The 16812-nt window shown below is 45.4% G+C and carries 12 protein-coding genes and 1 pseudogene; 11 read left to right on the top strand and 2 right to left on the bottom strand.

The features are described 5' to 3' along the window. The first annotated feature begins 2 nt into the window (after nt 1-2). The 6 genes from MKX76_RS18140 to MKX76_RS18115 all read left to right on the top strand — a co-directional run bounded on the left by MKX76_RS18140 (nt 3) and on the right by MKX76_RS18115 (nt 9030). Nucleotides 3-941 (top strand): ATP-binding protein, encoded by a 939-nt coding sequence (locus MKX76_RS18140; protein ID WP_055109564.1) that lies wholly within the window; start codon nt 3-5, stop codon nt 939-941. Continuing rightward, a complete protein-coding gene (locus MKX76_RS18135) occupies nt 877-2928 on the top strand; it encodes a VWA domain-containing protein (RefSeq protein ID WP_083832636.1) in 2052 nt (683 codons plus the stop codon). The genes MKX76_RS18140 and MKX76_RS18135 overlap by 65 nt, the downstream gene beginning before the upstream one ends. A gap of 39 nt (nt 2929-2967) precedes the next feature. Next, nucleotides 2968-6666 carry a magnesium chelatase subunit H gene (gene bchH, locus MKX76_RS18130; RefSeq protein ID WP_007130963.1) on the top strand — a complete coding sequence of 1233 codons (3699 nt, stop codon included), beginning with the start codon at nt 2968-2970 and terminating at the stop codon, nt 6664-6666. 59 nt (nt 6667-6725) lie between these two features. Further along, complete coding sequence (locus MKX76_RS18125; protein ID WP_230192069.1) at nt 6726-7619, top strand: class I SAM-dependent methyltransferase; 894 nt, start codon at nt 6726-6728, stop codon at nt 7617-7619. A gap of 175 nt (nt 7620-7794) precedes the next feature. Further along, nucleotides 7795-7986 carry a metal ABC transporter permease gene (locus tag MKX76_RS18120; RefSeq protein WP_306437000.1) on the top strand — a complete coding sequence of 64 codons (192 nt, stop codon included), beginning with the start codon at nt 7795-7797 and terminating at the stop codon, nt 7984-7986. Nucleotides 7987-8115: 129 nt separating this feature from the next. Beyond that, a complete protein-coding gene (locus tag MKX76_RS18115; protein ID WP_283927164.1) occupies nt 8116-9030 on the top strand; it encodes an NAD(P)/FAD-dependent oxidoreductase in 915 nt (304 codons plus the stop codon). 106 nt (nt 9031-9136) lie between these two features. On the opposite strand, the gene MKX76_RS18110 is transcribed toward MKX76_RS18115, so the two are convergent. Both MKX76_RS18110 and MKX76_RS18105 read right to left on the bottom strand, forming a co-directional pair. Further along, nucleotides 9137-9349, bottom strand: a complete 213-nt coding sequence (locus MKX76_RS18110; RefSeq protein ID WP_054819294.1) for a hypothetical protein — start codon at nt 9347-9349, stop codon at nt 9137-9139. A 31-nt stretch (nt 9350-9380) separates the two neighbouring features. Beyond that, on the bottom strand, nt 9381-10091 hold the full coding sequence (locus tag MKX76_RS18105; protein ID WP_341034370.1) for a GAP family protein: 711 nt from the start codon (nt 10089-10091) through the stop codon (nt 9381-9383). Between the two features lie 88 nt (nt 10092-10179). Here MKX76_RS18105 and MKX76_RS18100 point away from each other — a divergent pair, with 88 nt between their 5' ends. From MKX76_RS18100 to MKX76_RS18080, 5 genes and pseudogenes are all read left to right on the top strand, one after another. Next, nucleotides 10180-10773, top strand: coding sequence for a TetR/AcrR family transcriptional regulator (locus MKX76_RS18100; RefSeq protein ID WP_341034369.1), 594 nt, complete (start codon nt 10180-10182; stop codon nt 10771-10773). Between the two features lie 397 nt (nt 10774-11170). Beyond that, nucleotides 11171-11302 (top strand): GrpB family protein, encoded by a 132-nt coding sequence (locus tag MKX76_RS29770; protein WP_373872046.1) that lies wholly within the window; start codon nt 11171-11173, stop codon nt 11300-11302. An 814-nt stretch (nt 11303-12116) separates the two neighbouring features. Then, nucleotides 12117-12713, top strand: a complete 597-nt coding sequence (locus MKX76_RS18090; RefSeq protein ID WP_283927166.1) for a TetR/AcrR family transcriptional regulator — start codon at nt 12117-12119, stop codon at nt 12711-12713. A gap of 192 nt (nt 12714-12905) precedes the next feature. Further along, nucleotides 12906-15011, top strand: a complete 2106-nt coding sequence (locus MKX76_RS18085) for an MMPL family transporter (RefSeq protein WP_341034367.1) — start codon at nt 12906-12908, stop codon at nt 15009-15011. Between the two features lie 243 nt (nt 15012-15254). Next, nucleotides 15255-16610: pseudogene (locus MKX76_RS18080) on the top strand (ISNCY family transposase). Nucleotides 16611-16812 lie beyond the last annotated feature (202 nt).

Here is a 16812-nt window from a genome sequence, read left to right as displayed (position 1 = left end):
ACATGGAGGGGAAAGCAGACGTATATCCATTCGCGGCAATCGTCGGACAGAACTTGATGCGCAAAGGGCTGCTGCTTAATCTTGTCAATCGGAAGCTCGGCGGCATCTTGATCCGCGGGGAGAAAGGCACAGCCAAATCGACGGCCGTACGCGCAATCGCGGACTTAATGCCGGAGCTGAGCGTCGTGAATTTGCCCGTACATGCTACGGAGGATCGCGTCGTCGGCACATTGGATATCGAGCATGCGATTCGAGAAGGAGAGAAAAAGTTCGAGCCGGGACTGTTAGCGAAGGCGCATGGACATATTTTGTACGTGGATGAAATCAATCTACTCGATGATGCGATCGTCGATGCGCTGCTCGACGCAGCAGCCATGGGGGTGAACACCGTTGAGCGAGAAGGCGTCTCCTACTCGCATCCGAGCCGCTTTATCTTGATCGGTACGATGAACCCGGAGGAAGGGGAGCTGCGGCCGCAGCTGCTGGATCGCTTCGCGCTTTCAGTAGAGGTGAATGGGGAACGAGATGTGGAGAGCCGAATGGAGGTCATTCGCCGGCGCCTAGCATTCGAAGCAGATCCAGACGAATTCCGAAGACGTTATGAGCCGCAACAACTAGAGCTTCGGGAACGGATAGAACGAGCGCGTCAGCTGCTCGAGCAGATCAAACCGTCCGAGGAGTTACTGAAATGGACCGCCGCAGTCGGCATTCGGCTGAAGGTAGACGGACATCGTGCGGATATCATGTTAATGAAAACCGCCATGGCGATGGCTGCATTCCAGGGAAGAACGCAGATCGTGGCAGACGATATGGTAGAAGCGGCGATGATGGTGATGCCGCATCGCATGCGCAAGCGGCCGTTCGAAGAGGGAGCATATGACCACGAGACGATACGCGAGCTGCTCGGCGACCTTCTGTCCGAGGTCACCCATGCAAGTTAAGCCTCACTTGTATCCGTTCTGTGCTGTAGTCGGTCAAGAACGTGCGCAAAAGGCGCTGCTGCTTCATGCTGTAAATCCGGGATTAAAGGGGGTGCTGCTGGCAGGCCCACCAGGAACGGCGAAGTCCACGCTCATCCATGGTGTTACAGAGCTTCTGCCGGAACTTAACGTCATTAACATTCCTTTGAACGTGGATGAGGAACGGCTTTGGGGCGACTGGGATATGGCAGCTGCTGTCCGCAGCGGCAAACGAACGTTTGTACCCGGCTTGCTTGCAGCTGCGGATGGGCACATCGTCACGGTAGACAATGCACATATCATGCCCGAAAGGTTAATGAAAGCGGTCCTGACTGCTGGCGACAATGTGGCGGGCGAGCCCGCGCATGGGCATGTCCGCAAGAGCTCTGAGCGAAGAAGTGGCCTTGACAGTGCAGCATTCTGCTTGTTCGCAGCTATGAGTCCGGACGATAGGAAGCCGCTGCCGGCGATGTTTGATCGCTGCGGGCTATATGTGCGACTGGAAACCTCGGCGGACCTTGCGGAGCGAACGGAAATCGCAAGCCGCTTGCTCGCCTTCGAACAAGATCCTGAGTCGTTTCGCCTAGCTTATGAATCGGAAACGAAGGAATTGAGAGCACGTATCGCAGCGGCTAGGACTCGGCTGCCTGCTGTACATATTGATGGAGAGCTGCTACGTTTGGCTGCCGAAATCGCTGAGGAAGCTGGCTGTCTGGGACACCGCGCGGACATCCTGCTGATCGAAGCGGTCCGTACGATCACAGCTTGGGAGGGTCTTAGCGAGACGACACAGGAACATCTGCAAGAAGCGGCGGGCTTTGTGCTGCCGCACCGGATGCGTGCAGCATCTCAACCGGAAGTGTCGCGAGGGAAGTCGCCTGGAGACTTGCCGGATCAAGAGCAAACGAAGCATGATTCGAATGGCGATCATCCATCACCAGGATCGCATCGCGATAAGGAAAGCCAAAGAGAAAGCCAAGCGGAAGGAGAGAATAATGCGACAAACGGCGAGCAAGTTGACCGGTCACAATTCGCTTCGCCTGCACAACTTGGGGGCGACCACAACGGCGAAGCCGATAGTAGACAATCTCTTTCCTCAGAGGCGCGGGCTGTAGTGGAAGCCGTTGGACGGGAAATCGCTGTGCAGCCATTCGTCTTTACCTCGCCGCATCCAATGAAACAAGCGCAAACTGGGAAACGAAATCAAGCGTCAGTAGGAACGGTAAACGGTCGATATGTGCGGGCTGCGATGCCACGCGGCCCTCTAAGAGACATTGCGTTTGATGCCACGCTTCGTATGGCGGCTCCCTTTCAGCGGATACGTAAGCAACAATCAAGTTCATATAACACGAACTTAAAGCTATGGATTGAGCCGAGTGATGTGCGTGTGAAGGTTAGGGAAAACAAGACAGGAACTGCTTTGCTATTCGTCGTCGATGCCAGCGGTTCGATGAATGCAAATAAGAGAATGAAGGCTGTCAAAGGTGCGGTATTGTCTTTACTTCGTGATGCGTACCGGCAGCGTGACCATGTGGGCTTGATTGCCTTTCGCGATCAACAAGCTGAATTGCTGCTCGGGTTGACACGCAGTGTAGAGCTCGCGGAACGCAAATTGAGGACGCTGCCAGCTGGCGGGAAAACTCCGCTAGGTATTGGACTGGAAAAGGGACTTATGGCGATCCGCCCTTTGTTAAATAGAAGAAGTGGACTCATCCCCGCGATGATCGTCATGACCGATGGAAAGGCGAACGTCAGCGCAGAAGCGGCAGGTGATCCATGGCAGGAAAGCCTGCAAGCTGCACAACGCATCGCAGCGGCTGGCATACGCACACTTGTGATCGATACGGAGGATGGTGTAGTACGATTCGGCTATGCCCGCAAGCTGGCGGAAGCGATGCAAGCGCGGTATTACCGGTTAGAACAATTGGAGGCTGGGAGTATCGAACGAGCTGTACGGACGTTGATCTAAAAATAATGATTTATGGATTACGGAAAGGAGGATGGCGCGTTGAAGCTATCCATACTCACAAACGGGGAAACGACGTTGTCGCATTTGTCTGAAGCATATCAATTGCTTGATCAAAATCAGAAAAATCAGCTGCATCTGACCATCATCGATTTAGGGAATCGGAAGATCGACGAGCTTGAGGACGTGGAAGCCACGCTTGTTGGAGCTGACCTTGTCATCTTCGATGCACATGGCGTCCGCCAGGACGTTGTCGAATGGTTGAGTAGCCTGCTAAGCAAAGGGACGGCTCATATCGTTCCGCTTGGCGGCAACTCCGCTGAGATCGCTTCGCTGCTCAGGCTAGGCAGTCTGACCTTTGCAAATTTGCCTAGACAAGAAGGGCATACACATGCGGCAACGTCCTTGCCGCTAGAAGGAATGGATGAGGGTAAGGCGGATTATGAACACTACGTTCGATTTACCGAATATTGGCGGGGCGGAGGTACTGACAATTTGCTCGGTCTGCTTTGTCTGGCAGGCCGTGAATACGGCGGCTGCCATCTGTTGCCGGAGCCTAAGGAGCCGGTATATGTTCGGGAGTTAACGATTATGGAGCCGAGCAGTCGCACGGTTTACTCGTCTGCAGCCAGCTACCGGCAAAGCAATCGCTACGACGAAGGTCGGCCGAATGTCGCGATTTTATATCTTGGGAATAGCAATCCGCTCGATACCGCAGAATGTATTGCGCAGCTTAAGGAACAATTGGAGGCTTTCGTGAACGTCATGCCGATCGCGTTTCCTTCAGTGATGAACATTCCGCTCGACCGTCTGCGCGAGTTGCTACTTGGCGACGGTCACCAAGTCGACCTTATCGTGAACCTGCTGCCTTTCCGACTTGGGATTGGTCCCGGCGGAGGAAATCAGGACGGGGCTGTGCAGATGCTGGAACAGCTCGATGTGCCGATGCTGCATCCGCTATTGTTGAACAGTAGAACGGAACAAGAATGGAGACAGTCTGCGAGTGGACTTGAGCCTTCGTTGCTACTCGTTCAGGTCATGCTTCCGGAGCTTGACGGGAGCGTGGAGATGTTTCCGATAGCGGCACTGCAGGAAGAAGGAGAAGACGCCGAGCTAAACGTTCCGCTAAAGCGACTTGCACTTATCCCTGAACGGACAAAACGCTTGACAGATCGCATCCGCCGCTGGCTTGCCCTGCGGAGCAAGCCCAATGCAGAGAAGAAGCTGGCGCTCATTGGCTACAATTATCCGCCAGGCGAAGGAACGGTGTTCGGCGGTTCCTTCTTGGATACATTCGAATCGATAGCACGTTTATTGAGCTGGCTGAAGCAGCAAGGATATCATACCGAGGAACTGTCAGCGGCGGAGCTGCGTGCCAGATTTATAGAGGGCGGTCTAGTCAATTCCGCAAAATGGTCTGATCCTCAAGCTTCGAGTCAGTTGATCCGTTATGCGGATCCCCATTTCACACAGAAGCTATCCGGTCGTTCATGGGGAGAAGAAGCGATAAGCCGCTGGGGTCAGCCGCCTGGTGACATCATGACGGACAACGGCTCCTTTCTCATACCCGGTCTAATGATCGGCCAAGTGTTTATCGGCCTGCAACCTTCACGCGGTATCCATGAGGATCCAGAGAAGTCACTGCACGATCGTTCGTTACTACCTACGCATCAATATACTGCGTTTTATCAATGGATTCGTGAACAGTTTCAAGCGGATGCCATCGTCCATATCGGGACACACGGCACCTTAGAGTTTCAGCGGGGGAAAGAGGCCGCTCTGTCTGGGGACTGTGTACCGGATGACTTACTCGGGGATTTGCCAAATTTGTACTACTATTACGTAGGGAATCCGTCCGAAGCGATGATCGCCAAGCGGCGCAGCCATGCCGTATTGATCGGCTATCAGGCGCCGGCTTTTACTGAAGCTGAGCTGTATGGCGAATGGCGTGAGCTTGAAGCCTTGCTGCACGAATATCGTGAAGCGAAGCAGCTCGCGCCGGAACGATGTGAGGCGATTCTACAAGAGCTGCAGGCGGTAGCGAAGTCGCTTGACTTCTCCGCGGAGACCGTAGAACACATGGAGGAGGAGCTCTATCGCATGCAGCGTTCGCTCATCCCTAGTGGACTGCATGTGCTTGGCGACAGCTATTCTCCTGAAGTCGCTTTGAACCATATGCAATTCGTGCTTCGCCACGAGCGGGGAAATATTCGCTCAATTCGCGGACTGCTCGCTGAACGTCAAGGCGTTCGGGCGGATGCGCTAACTTCGGGCAAGCATGTGAGCTTGCTGCGCCAGCTCGATGAGGAAGCGAATGCGTTAGTGACCGCTTATGTGTCAAACAAGGCAATCCCGGACATGTATAAGAGTGAACATCCAGATTGGCTTAAGCAGTTGGAAGCTTCGCTCGAGTACGGTTACGAAGCTTACCTAAGATCATTGCAAAATGAGGAAGCAGAAGGGCTGATGCGGGCGTTGGAAGGCCGGTACGTTCCAGCTAAGCTCGCTGGTGACGTGCTGCGAACACCTGAAATATTGCCGACCGGACGCAATCTGTACCAATTCGATCCCCGCTTAGTGCCCAGCCGTACAGCTGCTGAACGGGGGGCGATTGTCGCCGAAAACTCCATACAGCAATATCGCGAGCAGCACGGGGACTACCCGCACACGACGGCGGTCATCCTCTGGGGGATTGAGACGTCGCGCACACAAGGGGAAACCATCGGGCAAATCCTGCATTATATGGGGGTTCGCATTGGCGGGGGAGTCGGAACGTTCCGTACAGAATATGAAGTGATCCCGCTTGCGGAATTAGGCCGACCGCGCTTGAACGTCATGGTGCATATTACTGGGGTTTTTCGCGATTTGTTTCCGAATTTGCTGGAAGAATTACATGACCTATTCCGCAAGGTTTCGGAGCTGGATGAACCTGATGAGCTCAATTGGTTCAAGGCTCATACACGAAGCATGGAGGAGGAGCTGCTTGCTGCTGGATATGAGGCAAGTCAAGCGCATGACTTAGCTTGCGCCCGCATCTTCGGCCCGGCAGAAGGAGAGTATGGCACGACGGTGACGCGGATGATCGAGACGAAGCTATGGAACGAGGAGTCTGAGCTCGGAGCGGCATACACGGACAGCCAGCAGCATGTATACAGCGCACTAGCGCGAGGACAGGCGGAGCCGGAATTGTACCGGTCACATATGCTGGAGGTGGATATTGTGTCGCAAATTCGCAGCAGTCATGAATGGGAAGTAACGGATTCTGACCACTATTATGAGTATTTTGGCGGCTTGGCAAAGTCTGTGGAAGTAATGAAAGGTCGTAAAGCAGACATTCATATTACGGATACGACAGGGGAGCAAATCAAGACAGAATCTGCCGAACATGCGATTGCACGCGGAGTACGGACTCGCTTAACAAACCCGAAATGGATCAACGATCTCTTGAAGCATCCTTATCATGGCGCAAAGGAAATGGCCAGCCGATTCGAGTATGTACTGGGACTTGCAGCCACGACTGGAAAAGTAGAACCTTGGGTATTCGATCGTCTGCATGACGTCTATATGGCTGATGAAGCACTTAGCCGGAAGCTGCAGGACAACAACCGTTGGGCTTACCATGCGATGATCGAAACATTGCTGGAAAGCGAGCAGCGAGGATACTGGACACCGGATGAACAAGTTCTGCATCAGCTGCGGCAGAAATACCTAGAGCTTGAAGGAGAGTTGGAAGGGGAATGAGAACAGCTTGAGGCATAAGCTGAAATCCATTTAAATTAAGAAATGAGGTGTTTACCTAGATGATCGAAATCTTACGCAACGAAGCTGCTTGGGAACAAGCTTGGAAGGACGACCAAACGACAGGTGTAAACTTGATGAAATCAGCAGGGATCGAGCCGAGATTCACTTTTGGCGCCATCGCGGCCCAAAACTACAATGAGCAATCGTTCAACGATGAAGGAAGAAGACGGTCAGCACGTATTATCGGCTGGTTGGAAAATCAAGGCGTAAATTTTAATGGCGCCTCTGTCCTCGACATCGGAGCGGCCTCTGGAATATTTTCTATTCCCTTTGCGCAAAGAGGAGCAGATGTGACCGCCGTTGAGCCGTCGCTTCCGTTCACAGAACTATTGGAGCACAACAATCAAAAATGGGCCGACGGTAAGGTAAAGATCGTGCGCGCAGCCTTTGAAGATATGGATACGAAGACATTAGGCTGGAACCAAGCTTTTGATTTTGTCTTTGTGTCAATGTGCCCGGCGATCACAGACTGGGAGATGGTGGAGAAAGTGATCAGCTGCGCTCGAAAATTTTGTTATATCAGCCTAGCGGCAGGTCCTAAAGAACACAGCCTCACCCTTGAAATATTGCCGCTGTTAAACCATTCATACAACAAGCATCAAAACTCCGAGATGATGTATTTGCTACAGCTGCTTTATCTAAAAGGGTACGCCTTTCATTCACTCGTCACACGAGAAATGAAAGTCAGGGTTGTGTCTCGTGCGGAAGCCATTCAAGAGGTTTTACATTGGCTTAACTTTTACAATTATCCAGTAGATGAGAATACGCAGGCCATCATTGAAGATTATCTGGATCAAACTTATCCTGGAAAAACGATCCCAATCAAACAAGGAGGGCGCTTCGGCAAAGTGCTCATTCAGTTAGAAGAGCAAAGCATGTTTACTTATTCATGAGGATGAATCAACCAAAGCGCCTACATCAGATGAGTTCCCGCATAAGGGACGCGTTGTACGAAACAATGGCGGTTCCGGAAGTGCGGGAATTTTTGATCCAGATGGGCATGATATTCAGGCGGATGAAGAAAGAGGCGTGTACTTTGATTGTATTTGCCTTTGAAAAACAACACTTATCATATTAAATGGAATGGTCATTGCGCTTGTTGGCATGTTAAGTGGTTTAGTCGCTTCTTATGAATTGGGTACACCACCCGGCGCTTCCATCACATTAATTTTAATGTTGATTTTTTCAGTCATAACACTTGCAAAGTACATGTTAGATTACTTGAAATTGGATAGACTATTTAATAAAAGTCAAGTCTAGAATGAAATATGCAGAAAATGACAAATCGAGTTTACGCCGTAGATTTGCCATTTTGAAAATAAGCCCATGCATTATACTGAGTAATCACATCTCGTATGGAAAGTTAAACGAAGTGGGAGGGAGTTAATCATGAAGGAAGTTGATGTTGTTATTATTGGAGGAGGTCCTGCAGGTTTAAGTGCTGGACTTGTACTAGGACGTGCTAGAAAGAAGACATTGATTATTGATGAGGGCCAACCGCGTAATGCAGTGACTAGAGAGGCTCATGGCTTTTTAACACGTGATGGCGTTAGCCCACATGACTTTCGAAAAATTGCGAAAGAACAGCTTCGCACTTATCCATCGGTTTCACATCTGGAAGATATCGTCAGGTTGATAGAAGGGGAAGATGGACAATTTTTGTTGGAAACTGTTTCGGGGGTGAAGATAGCCGCTAGTAAACTGCTGTTTGCTATCGGAATGAAGGATCGTGATCTTGGCATACCAGGGTTGGCAGAGGTCTATGGTAAGAGTGCGTTTGTATGCCCGTATTGTGATGGCTGGGAACTAAGGGATCAGCAATTAGTTGTCATAAACAGAGGAGCGACATTAATGCATTTTGTCCCATTGCTTTCTGGATGGTCGAAGCAGTTAGTAGTTTGTACAAATGGTCCCGATGAATTGAGTGAAGCAGAACGTGAAGAATTGCGCGCACATAATATCCCGGTATTTAATGCACCAATACATTCAATCCAATCAAATCAAGGCATGGTAAGCCATATCAAGCTTGAGGATGGGACGGAAATTTCGTGCACAGGGATTTTCTTCAAGCCGGAATTGGAACTTGGATCGGATTTGCCAGTTGCCCTTGGTTGCCGGATGTTGGATACTGGAATCATTGAAGTCGATGAGTTTGGAAAAACTAGTGTACCTGGTGTTTATGCAGCAGGGGATGCAACTACACACTTACACCAATCTATTGTTGCTGCTGCTTCAGGTGCTGTATCCGCAGCTGCAATAAACGGGGAATTAAATCAAGAAGAATGGCGGAAGAGCAACGTTTGATTGAATAACCATGAACACTTTACGAGCCTTCCTCACCCAAGTATCATGCTCATAGAATAAACTTCAAGGGTGAGGAATAACTATGAGATCTTCAAGACATAATAGGTTAGTCAACTTTATCCTTTATTTTAAGAGAACCCACACCAATAATTGCTCCCAATATCACTAAAATTATACTGGCTATTATTTCATATCCTTGCAATGCATCGATGTAATTGACGAGAAACCAACTTGGTCCCCCGCCTGCCAATCGATTTATGATACCTCCAACTCCCTGAAGCAATAGAAGTAAACTTGCACCGCTTGCAATCTCTTTCATAACGCTACATCTCCTTTTTACATAACGAATATCAAGATAGAACTCCCCTGATGCCAATATTGAATAAAATCGCCCCAATAACTGCCACTCCGACTAATACAGAAGACAACGGAGCTTTTACTAATTTTGATCGCAGTTGTTCAAGCTGATTCATTATCCAGTTTTTACATAGTATAAACACGATCAATAGTAAGATTGAAGGAAGTACCATAATCGCGTTATAGCCAAGTAAAATGCCAATGGACAAACCCGTATGAAACGCTAAACCATCCATTAGTAATATCGAGTAAAAATACGGTAAAGCTGTGGTAAACTCAATCGCAAAGACAATAATACCGAGTATGATCATTCCTCTTATAGACACTTGCGTAGGTAACCATTCCAAAAATCGGGATTCCATCCCTTTTTTAGGCTTATAAAAACTAATGAGTACAAAGGCGACTCCAAGTATCGTATAAAACCAACTTGAAATTTGATTGTTCGCCATGCTTTCTATAATACCAAGAATCGGCCCAACTCCGAGATAAACCAAGATACCCATTATAAAATAGCAAAATTGTGTCGAAAATAAAAAAACGATCAATCGCGATGCTGTTTTTTCTTTTTGTATGAGAAGGATATAAGCTGTAATCGCCAATACCCCGGGGCTTAAAATATCAATGACAGCACAGAGCACAATAATGAGGAGTGCTGTTGTGAAATCTATGTTGGCAGGAATTAATGATTCAATGATTTCAATCACCTAAACATCCTCCTTATTTATTTATTTCGCGCACTGTGATAAAATAATAATAACACAGTGTGTTAAATAAAACAAGAGGTGATTTGAAGTGCCGAAAATTGTTGATCATGATCACAAAAGAAAGCTCATCGCTGAAACGGCCTGGAAAATTATTGAAACCGAAGGTATTGAAAAAGCATCTATCCGCAGAATCGCATCTGAGGCTGGAATGTCTGCCGGAGCATTGAGACATTATTTCTCAAACCAGGATGAGTTACTATTATTTATCATGGATTATTTTCTTGCTCGCGGGAAAGAACGGTCGAAGAATAAATCATGGTCACAAGACCCTTTCATTGCGGTACAGGAAACGTTGTTAGAATTGGTTCCTGTCGATCGGGATAAACAAGCTGAAGCTGGCGTATGGCTGGTTTTCGTCATTCGTTCACTTACAAGTGCAGCTTTGAACACGAAAAAAGCTGAACTCATCGAAGGAGAATACATTTTAATGGAGGCACTGCTTGAAATCTTGATAAAGGCAGGCTATGTAAAAAAAGACATAGATATTGAAATCGAAAAATTAAGGCTTTCTGCAGTCATTGAAGGTTTATCCATACATGCTCTATTAAGACCGGATATATTCACCATTGAAAAAACGGAACAAATTATTACTCACCACTTAAAAGAACTTTGCAACCAATAAATATTAAGTTAACATTTGATTCGAAATAAACCTTGTTGAAGAAATCGACAATGAAAAGAAGCAGGTCCCACTATAAAAGCCGAAGGAGTCAAAAAGTTTTTTGTCTTTTTCTAAAAGTCTTCCAACGAGTATCGAGTTAAGCGAACCAATAGCTGCTGACGCCGTTTAAAGGGTCGAGGGCAAGGTATATGCTTTGGCTTACATATACGCTTGTGGTATATTAGAGAGTTCTGCGATTCCATATCTTATCTGAAAGAAAGCGGTGTGGAATATTTGACACCGTATCGTGACCATTCGACAATGGCATCTGCCAGTGAGGAAAGGCTTCAGAAACGTTTCGAGCAAGAGGCCGAACGAATTCGTTCAATACTTGGCAACAAGGTTCTGCAATTAGAGCATGTTGGATATACTTCGGTGCCGGGCCAAGCCAATCATCGATATGTTGCTGGTAGTAGAGAATTCAGCTGACGAAACGGCCTACGTTTCCGACTTTGAGGAAGAAGGGTACACCCGTCAAAAACAAATGTAGCCTACTTTTTCAAATGGCCGATGACGTGACGGAGTCCCTCTAACAGCACTTCGTTTGTTGATTTGAATCCCTTCTCTGTGGAAGAATGGATCCGAGAGAAGAGGTTGACGGGTTGCTTCTGCGGGGCGTCAAACCGACTATTTCCGTGACCGAATAACCCTTTTCAATCTTGTAATCTTTACTCGAGCTGTCTCTGACCTGCCCCAACGCTTCGAATGCTCGACCATACGGTTTGATCACATCGGAGTCGTCCTCCAGAATTAACGCGTCCTCATCAAGTGCATTCACCATTTATTTCGCATAGCGGGTGGTGAGCGACGGAGACGGTCGTTGCAGATTCTGACTTAATCGATCACTTGTATTCTTTACCTGAATGAATTCATTCAAGGCGACTGCGATATTTCTAAGAATCACACTTTTGGACTTCAACAGACAGTAAATGGTTTGGGTAATAAATTTGGATTCGACTTGACCAGATTCGGATACCAGGTCTTTTGCAAAATGTATCGTTTCCCGTTTTGTTACATACACATCTGTGGTGGAATGGAACATGTTAAAAACCCCTAATAATTTACATTTTTGTTTAGATTAATTTTGGCGGTACTTAAATTATACCAATCAAAGGGAGGTTTTTTGCTGTTTTCAGGTAATATTTCTCACTTTTCATCTCTGTTTTGGGGGATTTTCTTAAGATACACACCTCCGTAATTACATGCCATCCATTTTTGCGGAAACTCAATTAATTAAATTGGTTTACAAGTAGATTTATGCATGATAAAATATATATTATTTAAAAATGAACGGAGGTTCACGAATGCAATATTTAAAAGAGGAAATTAAAAAACGAATCTTAATAGCTGCATTGGATGAATTTAAAGAGAAGGGTTATTTAAGTGCATCCGTTAGAAATATAGCCAGTAACGCAGATACTGCATTAGGTACAGTGTATAAATATTTTAGGAATAAGGAGGATTTGTTTAATTCTGTAGTAGAATCGGTTTATAGCGATTTGTTTGCTACGATCAATAAAATTATTGTTGCTGATGTTAACCCTAATGAAAAATTGATTGAAATTAAAAATAGGATTTTGGACATTTTTAAAGGAAACAGTAAAGAAGTCTTAATTCTTTTCGGTAAGAGTAAGGGATCTAAATATGAGAACTTTAAAAACGAGGTCGTGGATGTTCTTCATAATATTATTCAAAAAGAAGTATTCTCTCGTTTTGAAGATAAAAGCATTGTGAAAGAACCATTTATTTTCTATGTCCTATCAACAAACTTTGTAGAAGGATTATATACCATTTTAAAGACTCAAGAAGATGGGGAAAAAATTAGCATCCTCATTGACCAGTTGATGTTTTTCTCATTTCACGGTACTGAAAGCCGATTTAAAGAAATGTCTCACATTTAAATAATGTGGATATTTTTTTGAAACAAAAATGAACAATCGTTCATGGTGTTTATTTTATCAATTTTGGTTGTTTTAGCACATATACAGACAGGAAATACAGGAGGAGATTACATTGGCAAAGTATCTTTATAAATTAGGAAATTGGTCAGCAACACATAAAAAACGGTACTTTTTGGCACTGTAGGAATTTTGATGATATTAGCAGTATTAGTACTGAGTTTAAAACCATCTTTTCATGGAGAACTAACTATTCCCAATACACCTGCGGAAAAAGCAGCCAATTTGATTAAAGAAGAATTTGCAGGTACTTCCGAACAATCAACTGTAAACATCGTATTTAAAGCACCAGATAATAGAACGTTGGAATCAGAGGATGTCCAAAGCAAAATTACGGAAGTACTTAATGAAATAAGTAAAGATTCGAAAGTAGCAAGTGTTCAATCACCGATAGAACTGAACAACTTAAATGAAGATAAAACAATTGGTTACGCACAAGTTACGTTTGCGTTAGAAGCTGACAAAGTGTCAGAAAAATCGAAAGAATACATTTTGGATAGTATTGAAATAACAAGAGATGCAGGTATTCAGACAGAAATAATGGGAGGAGATATTACCTTCTCTAGCATACAGTTTGAAGGAATTTATGAAGTAATTGGAGTAGTGGTTGCATTTATTGTATTAGCAATTACTTTTGGTTCATTTATTGCAGCAGGCTTACCAATTCTTATAGCGGTATTAGGTTTAGGAATTAGCTTATTAGGTATTATGATTGGTGCCTACTTTATTGATTTGAATTCTATTTCTATAATTCTAGCAGCTATGTTGGGTTTAGCGGTAGGTATTGACTACTCACTATTTATTATTACACGATTCAGACAAGAATTGGCAAAGGGACATGCCATCAACAATTCAATTTCAATAGCCATAGGAACATCTGGAAGTGCTGTAGTATTTGCAGGTTTGACTGTTATTATTGGACTATTGGGTTTATCTGTAGCTCAAATTCCATTCTTAACCCTTATGGGTGTTTCAGCCGCTATTAGTATACTGGCAGCCGTGCTTATTTCGATTATTACTTTACCAGCAATTTTAGGTATGATAGGCCACCGATTGTCGCCTGCAAAGGAAAGTAGATTTTGGCAAAAAATCAATGGTCAGAATAGAACAGACGAAGAAAAAGCTAATAGATGGGGGAGATTGGTTACTAAACATCCTATCATTATATCGCTAGTATCCATTGCATTCCTTGCAATTCTTACAATTCCTTTCTTCCATATGAATTTGGGGCTACCATCTGATGGAACAGCTAAATCAACGGAAATGACGGAAAGAAGAGCATATGATTTACTAACGGAAGGGTATGGAGAAGGCTTTAATGCACAATTAGTTGTTGCTGCAAAAGTTAGTAAAGTAACAGAGGAAACACCTCAAGTTATTGGAGAAATAGTGAAAGAAATTAGTGATTTAAAAGATATTAAATCTGTATCACCACTTATACCTGGACCTTCCGGAGAAATTTTTATGATTCAAATTACACCAGAATCCGGACCGGATGATATAGAAACAAAGGATTTGGTAAATCTTATTAGAGACAAATCTAAAGAAACAGAAAAAGAACATGATATTGCATTAATGGTAACAGGTAGCACGGCTATGAACATTGACATATCACAGCAATTGAATGATGCTTTACCATTATTTGCATCCTTAATAATTGGTCTTGCTTATATACTCTTAGTAATGGTCTTTAGATCACTATTAGTACCGTTGAAAGCAGTAGTTGGATTCTTACTTTCATTAGGAGCAACATTAGGATTTATGGTATTTGTTGTTCAAGATGGGCATTTCATTAATTTCTTTGGATTTCCATCGGAATCTCCAATATTAGCCTTTTTACCTGTTATTACAATAGGGATATTGTTTGGACTAGCTATGGACTATGAAATATTCTTAGTTAGTAAAATGAGAGAGAGTTATATGCATACTGGAGATAGTCGTAAAGCTATTTTATATGGAATGAGAGACAGCGGTAGAGTAGTAACTGCTGCAGCTCTTATTATGATGGCAGTATTTTTCGGATTTATGATGAATCCTGATGCGATGATTAAATCAATTGGAATGGCACTAGCCTTTGGAGTATTCTTCGATGCGTTTATTGTCAGAATGACAATAGTACCTGCTGTAATGACTCTAATGGGAAAATCAGCTTGGTATATTCCGAAGTGGTTAGATAAAATTCTTCCTAATATAGATGTAGAAGGAGAGTCTATTACGCATAAAGAAAGAAATGAAGAATAAATCAAGAAAGTAGCATTCTGCAGCTTTCCAGAATGAAGACAAACTCCCGATGCGATGCATGTTGAATGTTGCTCACTGTTAATTAGTTACCCCTGAAAAAATCAGGGTTTTGATCAAAAATAAAAGGAATTCACTGCCTCAAAATGGAATTAGTTATTGTCCAGATAACCATCCAAAGGGGGGCCGAATTCCTATGCTTATGAATTCTTCATTGCCCCTCAAAATCCTTTTGAGGTGAGAAAAATGTTGAAACTTCGTGAAGAACAAATCACATTGTGGGATTCCATCATCTCTGAGAGCGTATGGTCGTTGCCTGAAGAACTGGCTAAAATAGATGCCTTGCTGGATGATGAACGTTTCATGCAGCCTTTTCTAGAGAAGCATCACACCCGAAGGGGCCGTCCGACCAAAGCGATTGAAACCTTCCTGCGTCTCATGTATCTGAAGCGCCGCTACAATTTCGGTTACGAATCCCTCGTGCAGGAAGTAGGCGACAGTCTGACGTGGCGGCGATTTTGCCGCATACCCATTGACGAAAAGATGCCTGATCCGACGACCTTGATCAAAGCGCGCCAGCGCTATGGCGAAGAATGGGTCGAACAACTCAATGAGCTTTTGCTTCAAAAACTGGATGAAGCGAAGGTGCTCAAACACCGGAAGCTGCGGACGGATACCACCGTAGTCGAATCGGATGTACATCATCCGACCGATGCGACCTTGCTGCAGGATGGCGTAAAGGTCATCACTCGCCTGGTAGGCAAGATCCGGAAAGTGGCGTCCGAAGCGACCCGGAACTTCGAGGATAAAAACAGTGAAGTGAAGCAACACATCCTTTCGATCGCCAAGTTGCTGCGCCGGCGCACGCAACAGTCATGGGACGAGCTCAATGCCATAACGGAGCAAGTCGTTGCGATGACGGAAGACGTATGTCAGAAATCAACAGCTGTTATGAATCTTACAAAGGATAAAGGTAAGGCGTCCGTCAAGGCGATGAAAGAGAAGTTAGGTGAAGCTATTACCTTGACCCAAAAGCTCGTCGATCAGGCCAAGCAAGTGGTATCCGGAAACCGCATTATTCCAGATCGGATCGTCAGCTTCTTTGATCCTGAAGCACGCCCGATCAAAAAAGGGAAGCTATCCAAGAGCGCGGAATTCGGATACAAAGCGCGAATCGATGAAACCGAAAATGGGTTTGTAACCGGCTATGAGTTATACAAAGGTAACCCCTCGGACGACGAAATGCTCGTTCCCGCCGTGGTACAACATAAAGAACGATTTGGCTCGGTGCCCCGTGCTGTGGCAACCGACCGCGGCTTCGGCAGCAAGAAAAATGAATCGACCCTTGCAGAACTGGGTGTAACACGAATCAGCACCCCATTCTGAGGGAAGAAGAGCAAGAAACGTGCGGAACTTGAGAAACAGTTATGGTATAAAGATTTGCAACGCTTCCGCGCTGCAGGTGAAGCCAAAATCATTTTACTGAAACGCAGGTACGGTTTAAACCGCAGCCGGTACAGGGGCTTTGTTGGCTCAAAAACCTGGATCGGCTTGGGAATTTGGGTTCATAACCTCAGAAAAGCCGCTCAGATGATCAAATAAGGCAAAGAAATGGAATACAAAGGAAATATGTCCACCTGAAAATTTCAAGGAGAGTAGAGCGAACTCTAAATTCGAATTTTTCAGGGGTAACTAATTAGAAACGAAAAGTAATCCTGAATTTCGAACGTACAGCTCCGTGGAAACGTGAAAAGGGATCCAAATCTTTGGTAGAATGGTGTTTGACTGAAACACATCACCCAAA

The sequence above is a fragment of the Paenibacillus sp. FSL R5-0810 genome (assembly GCF_038002285.1).
Taxonomy (GTDB): Bacteria; Bacillota; Bacilli; order Paenibacillales; family Paenibacillaceae; genus Paenibacillus_AQ; species Paenibacillus_AQ lactis.
Note: the sequence above shows the minus strand (reverse complement) of the source record. Positions and strands in the feature narration are given on the sequence as shown.

What these genes read in the sequence shown, in the direction of transcription:
- MKX76_RS18140 (WP_055109564.1), top strand. Translation starts at nt 3, where the DNA reads ATGGAGGGGAAAGCAGACGTATATCCATTCGCGGCAATCGTCGGACAG.
- MKX76_RS18135 (WP_083832636.1), top strand. Translation starts at nt 877, where the DNA reads ATGACCACGAGACGATACGCGAGCTGCTCGGCGACCTTCTGTCCGAGG.
- MKX76_RS18125 (WP_230192069.1), top strand. Translation starts at nt 6,726, where the DNA reads ATGATCGAAATCTTACGCAACGAAGCTGCTTGGGAACAAGCTTGGAAG.
- MKX76_RS18115 (WP_283927164.1), top strand. Translation starts at nt 8,116, where the DNA reads ATGAAGGAAGTTGATGTTGTTATTATTGGAGGAGGTCCTGCAGGTTTA.
- MKX76_RS18110 (WP_054819294.1), bottom strand. Translation starts at nt 9,349, where the DNA reads ATGAAAGAGATTGCAAGCGGTGCAAGTTTACTTCTATTGCTTCAGGGA.
- MKX76_RS29770 (WP_373872046.1), top strand. Translation starts at nt 11,171, where the DNA reads ATGTTGGATATACTTCGGTGCCGGGCCAAGCCAATCATCGATATGTTG.
- MKX76_RS18090 (WP_283927166.1), top strand. Translation starts at nt 12,117, where the DNA reads ATGCAATATTTAAAAGAGGAAATTAAAAAACGAATCTTAATAGCTGCA.
- MKX76_RS18085 (WP_341034367.1), top strand. Translation starts at nt 12,906, where the DNA reads ATGATATTAGCAGTATTAGTACTGAGTTTAAAACCATCTTTTCATGGA.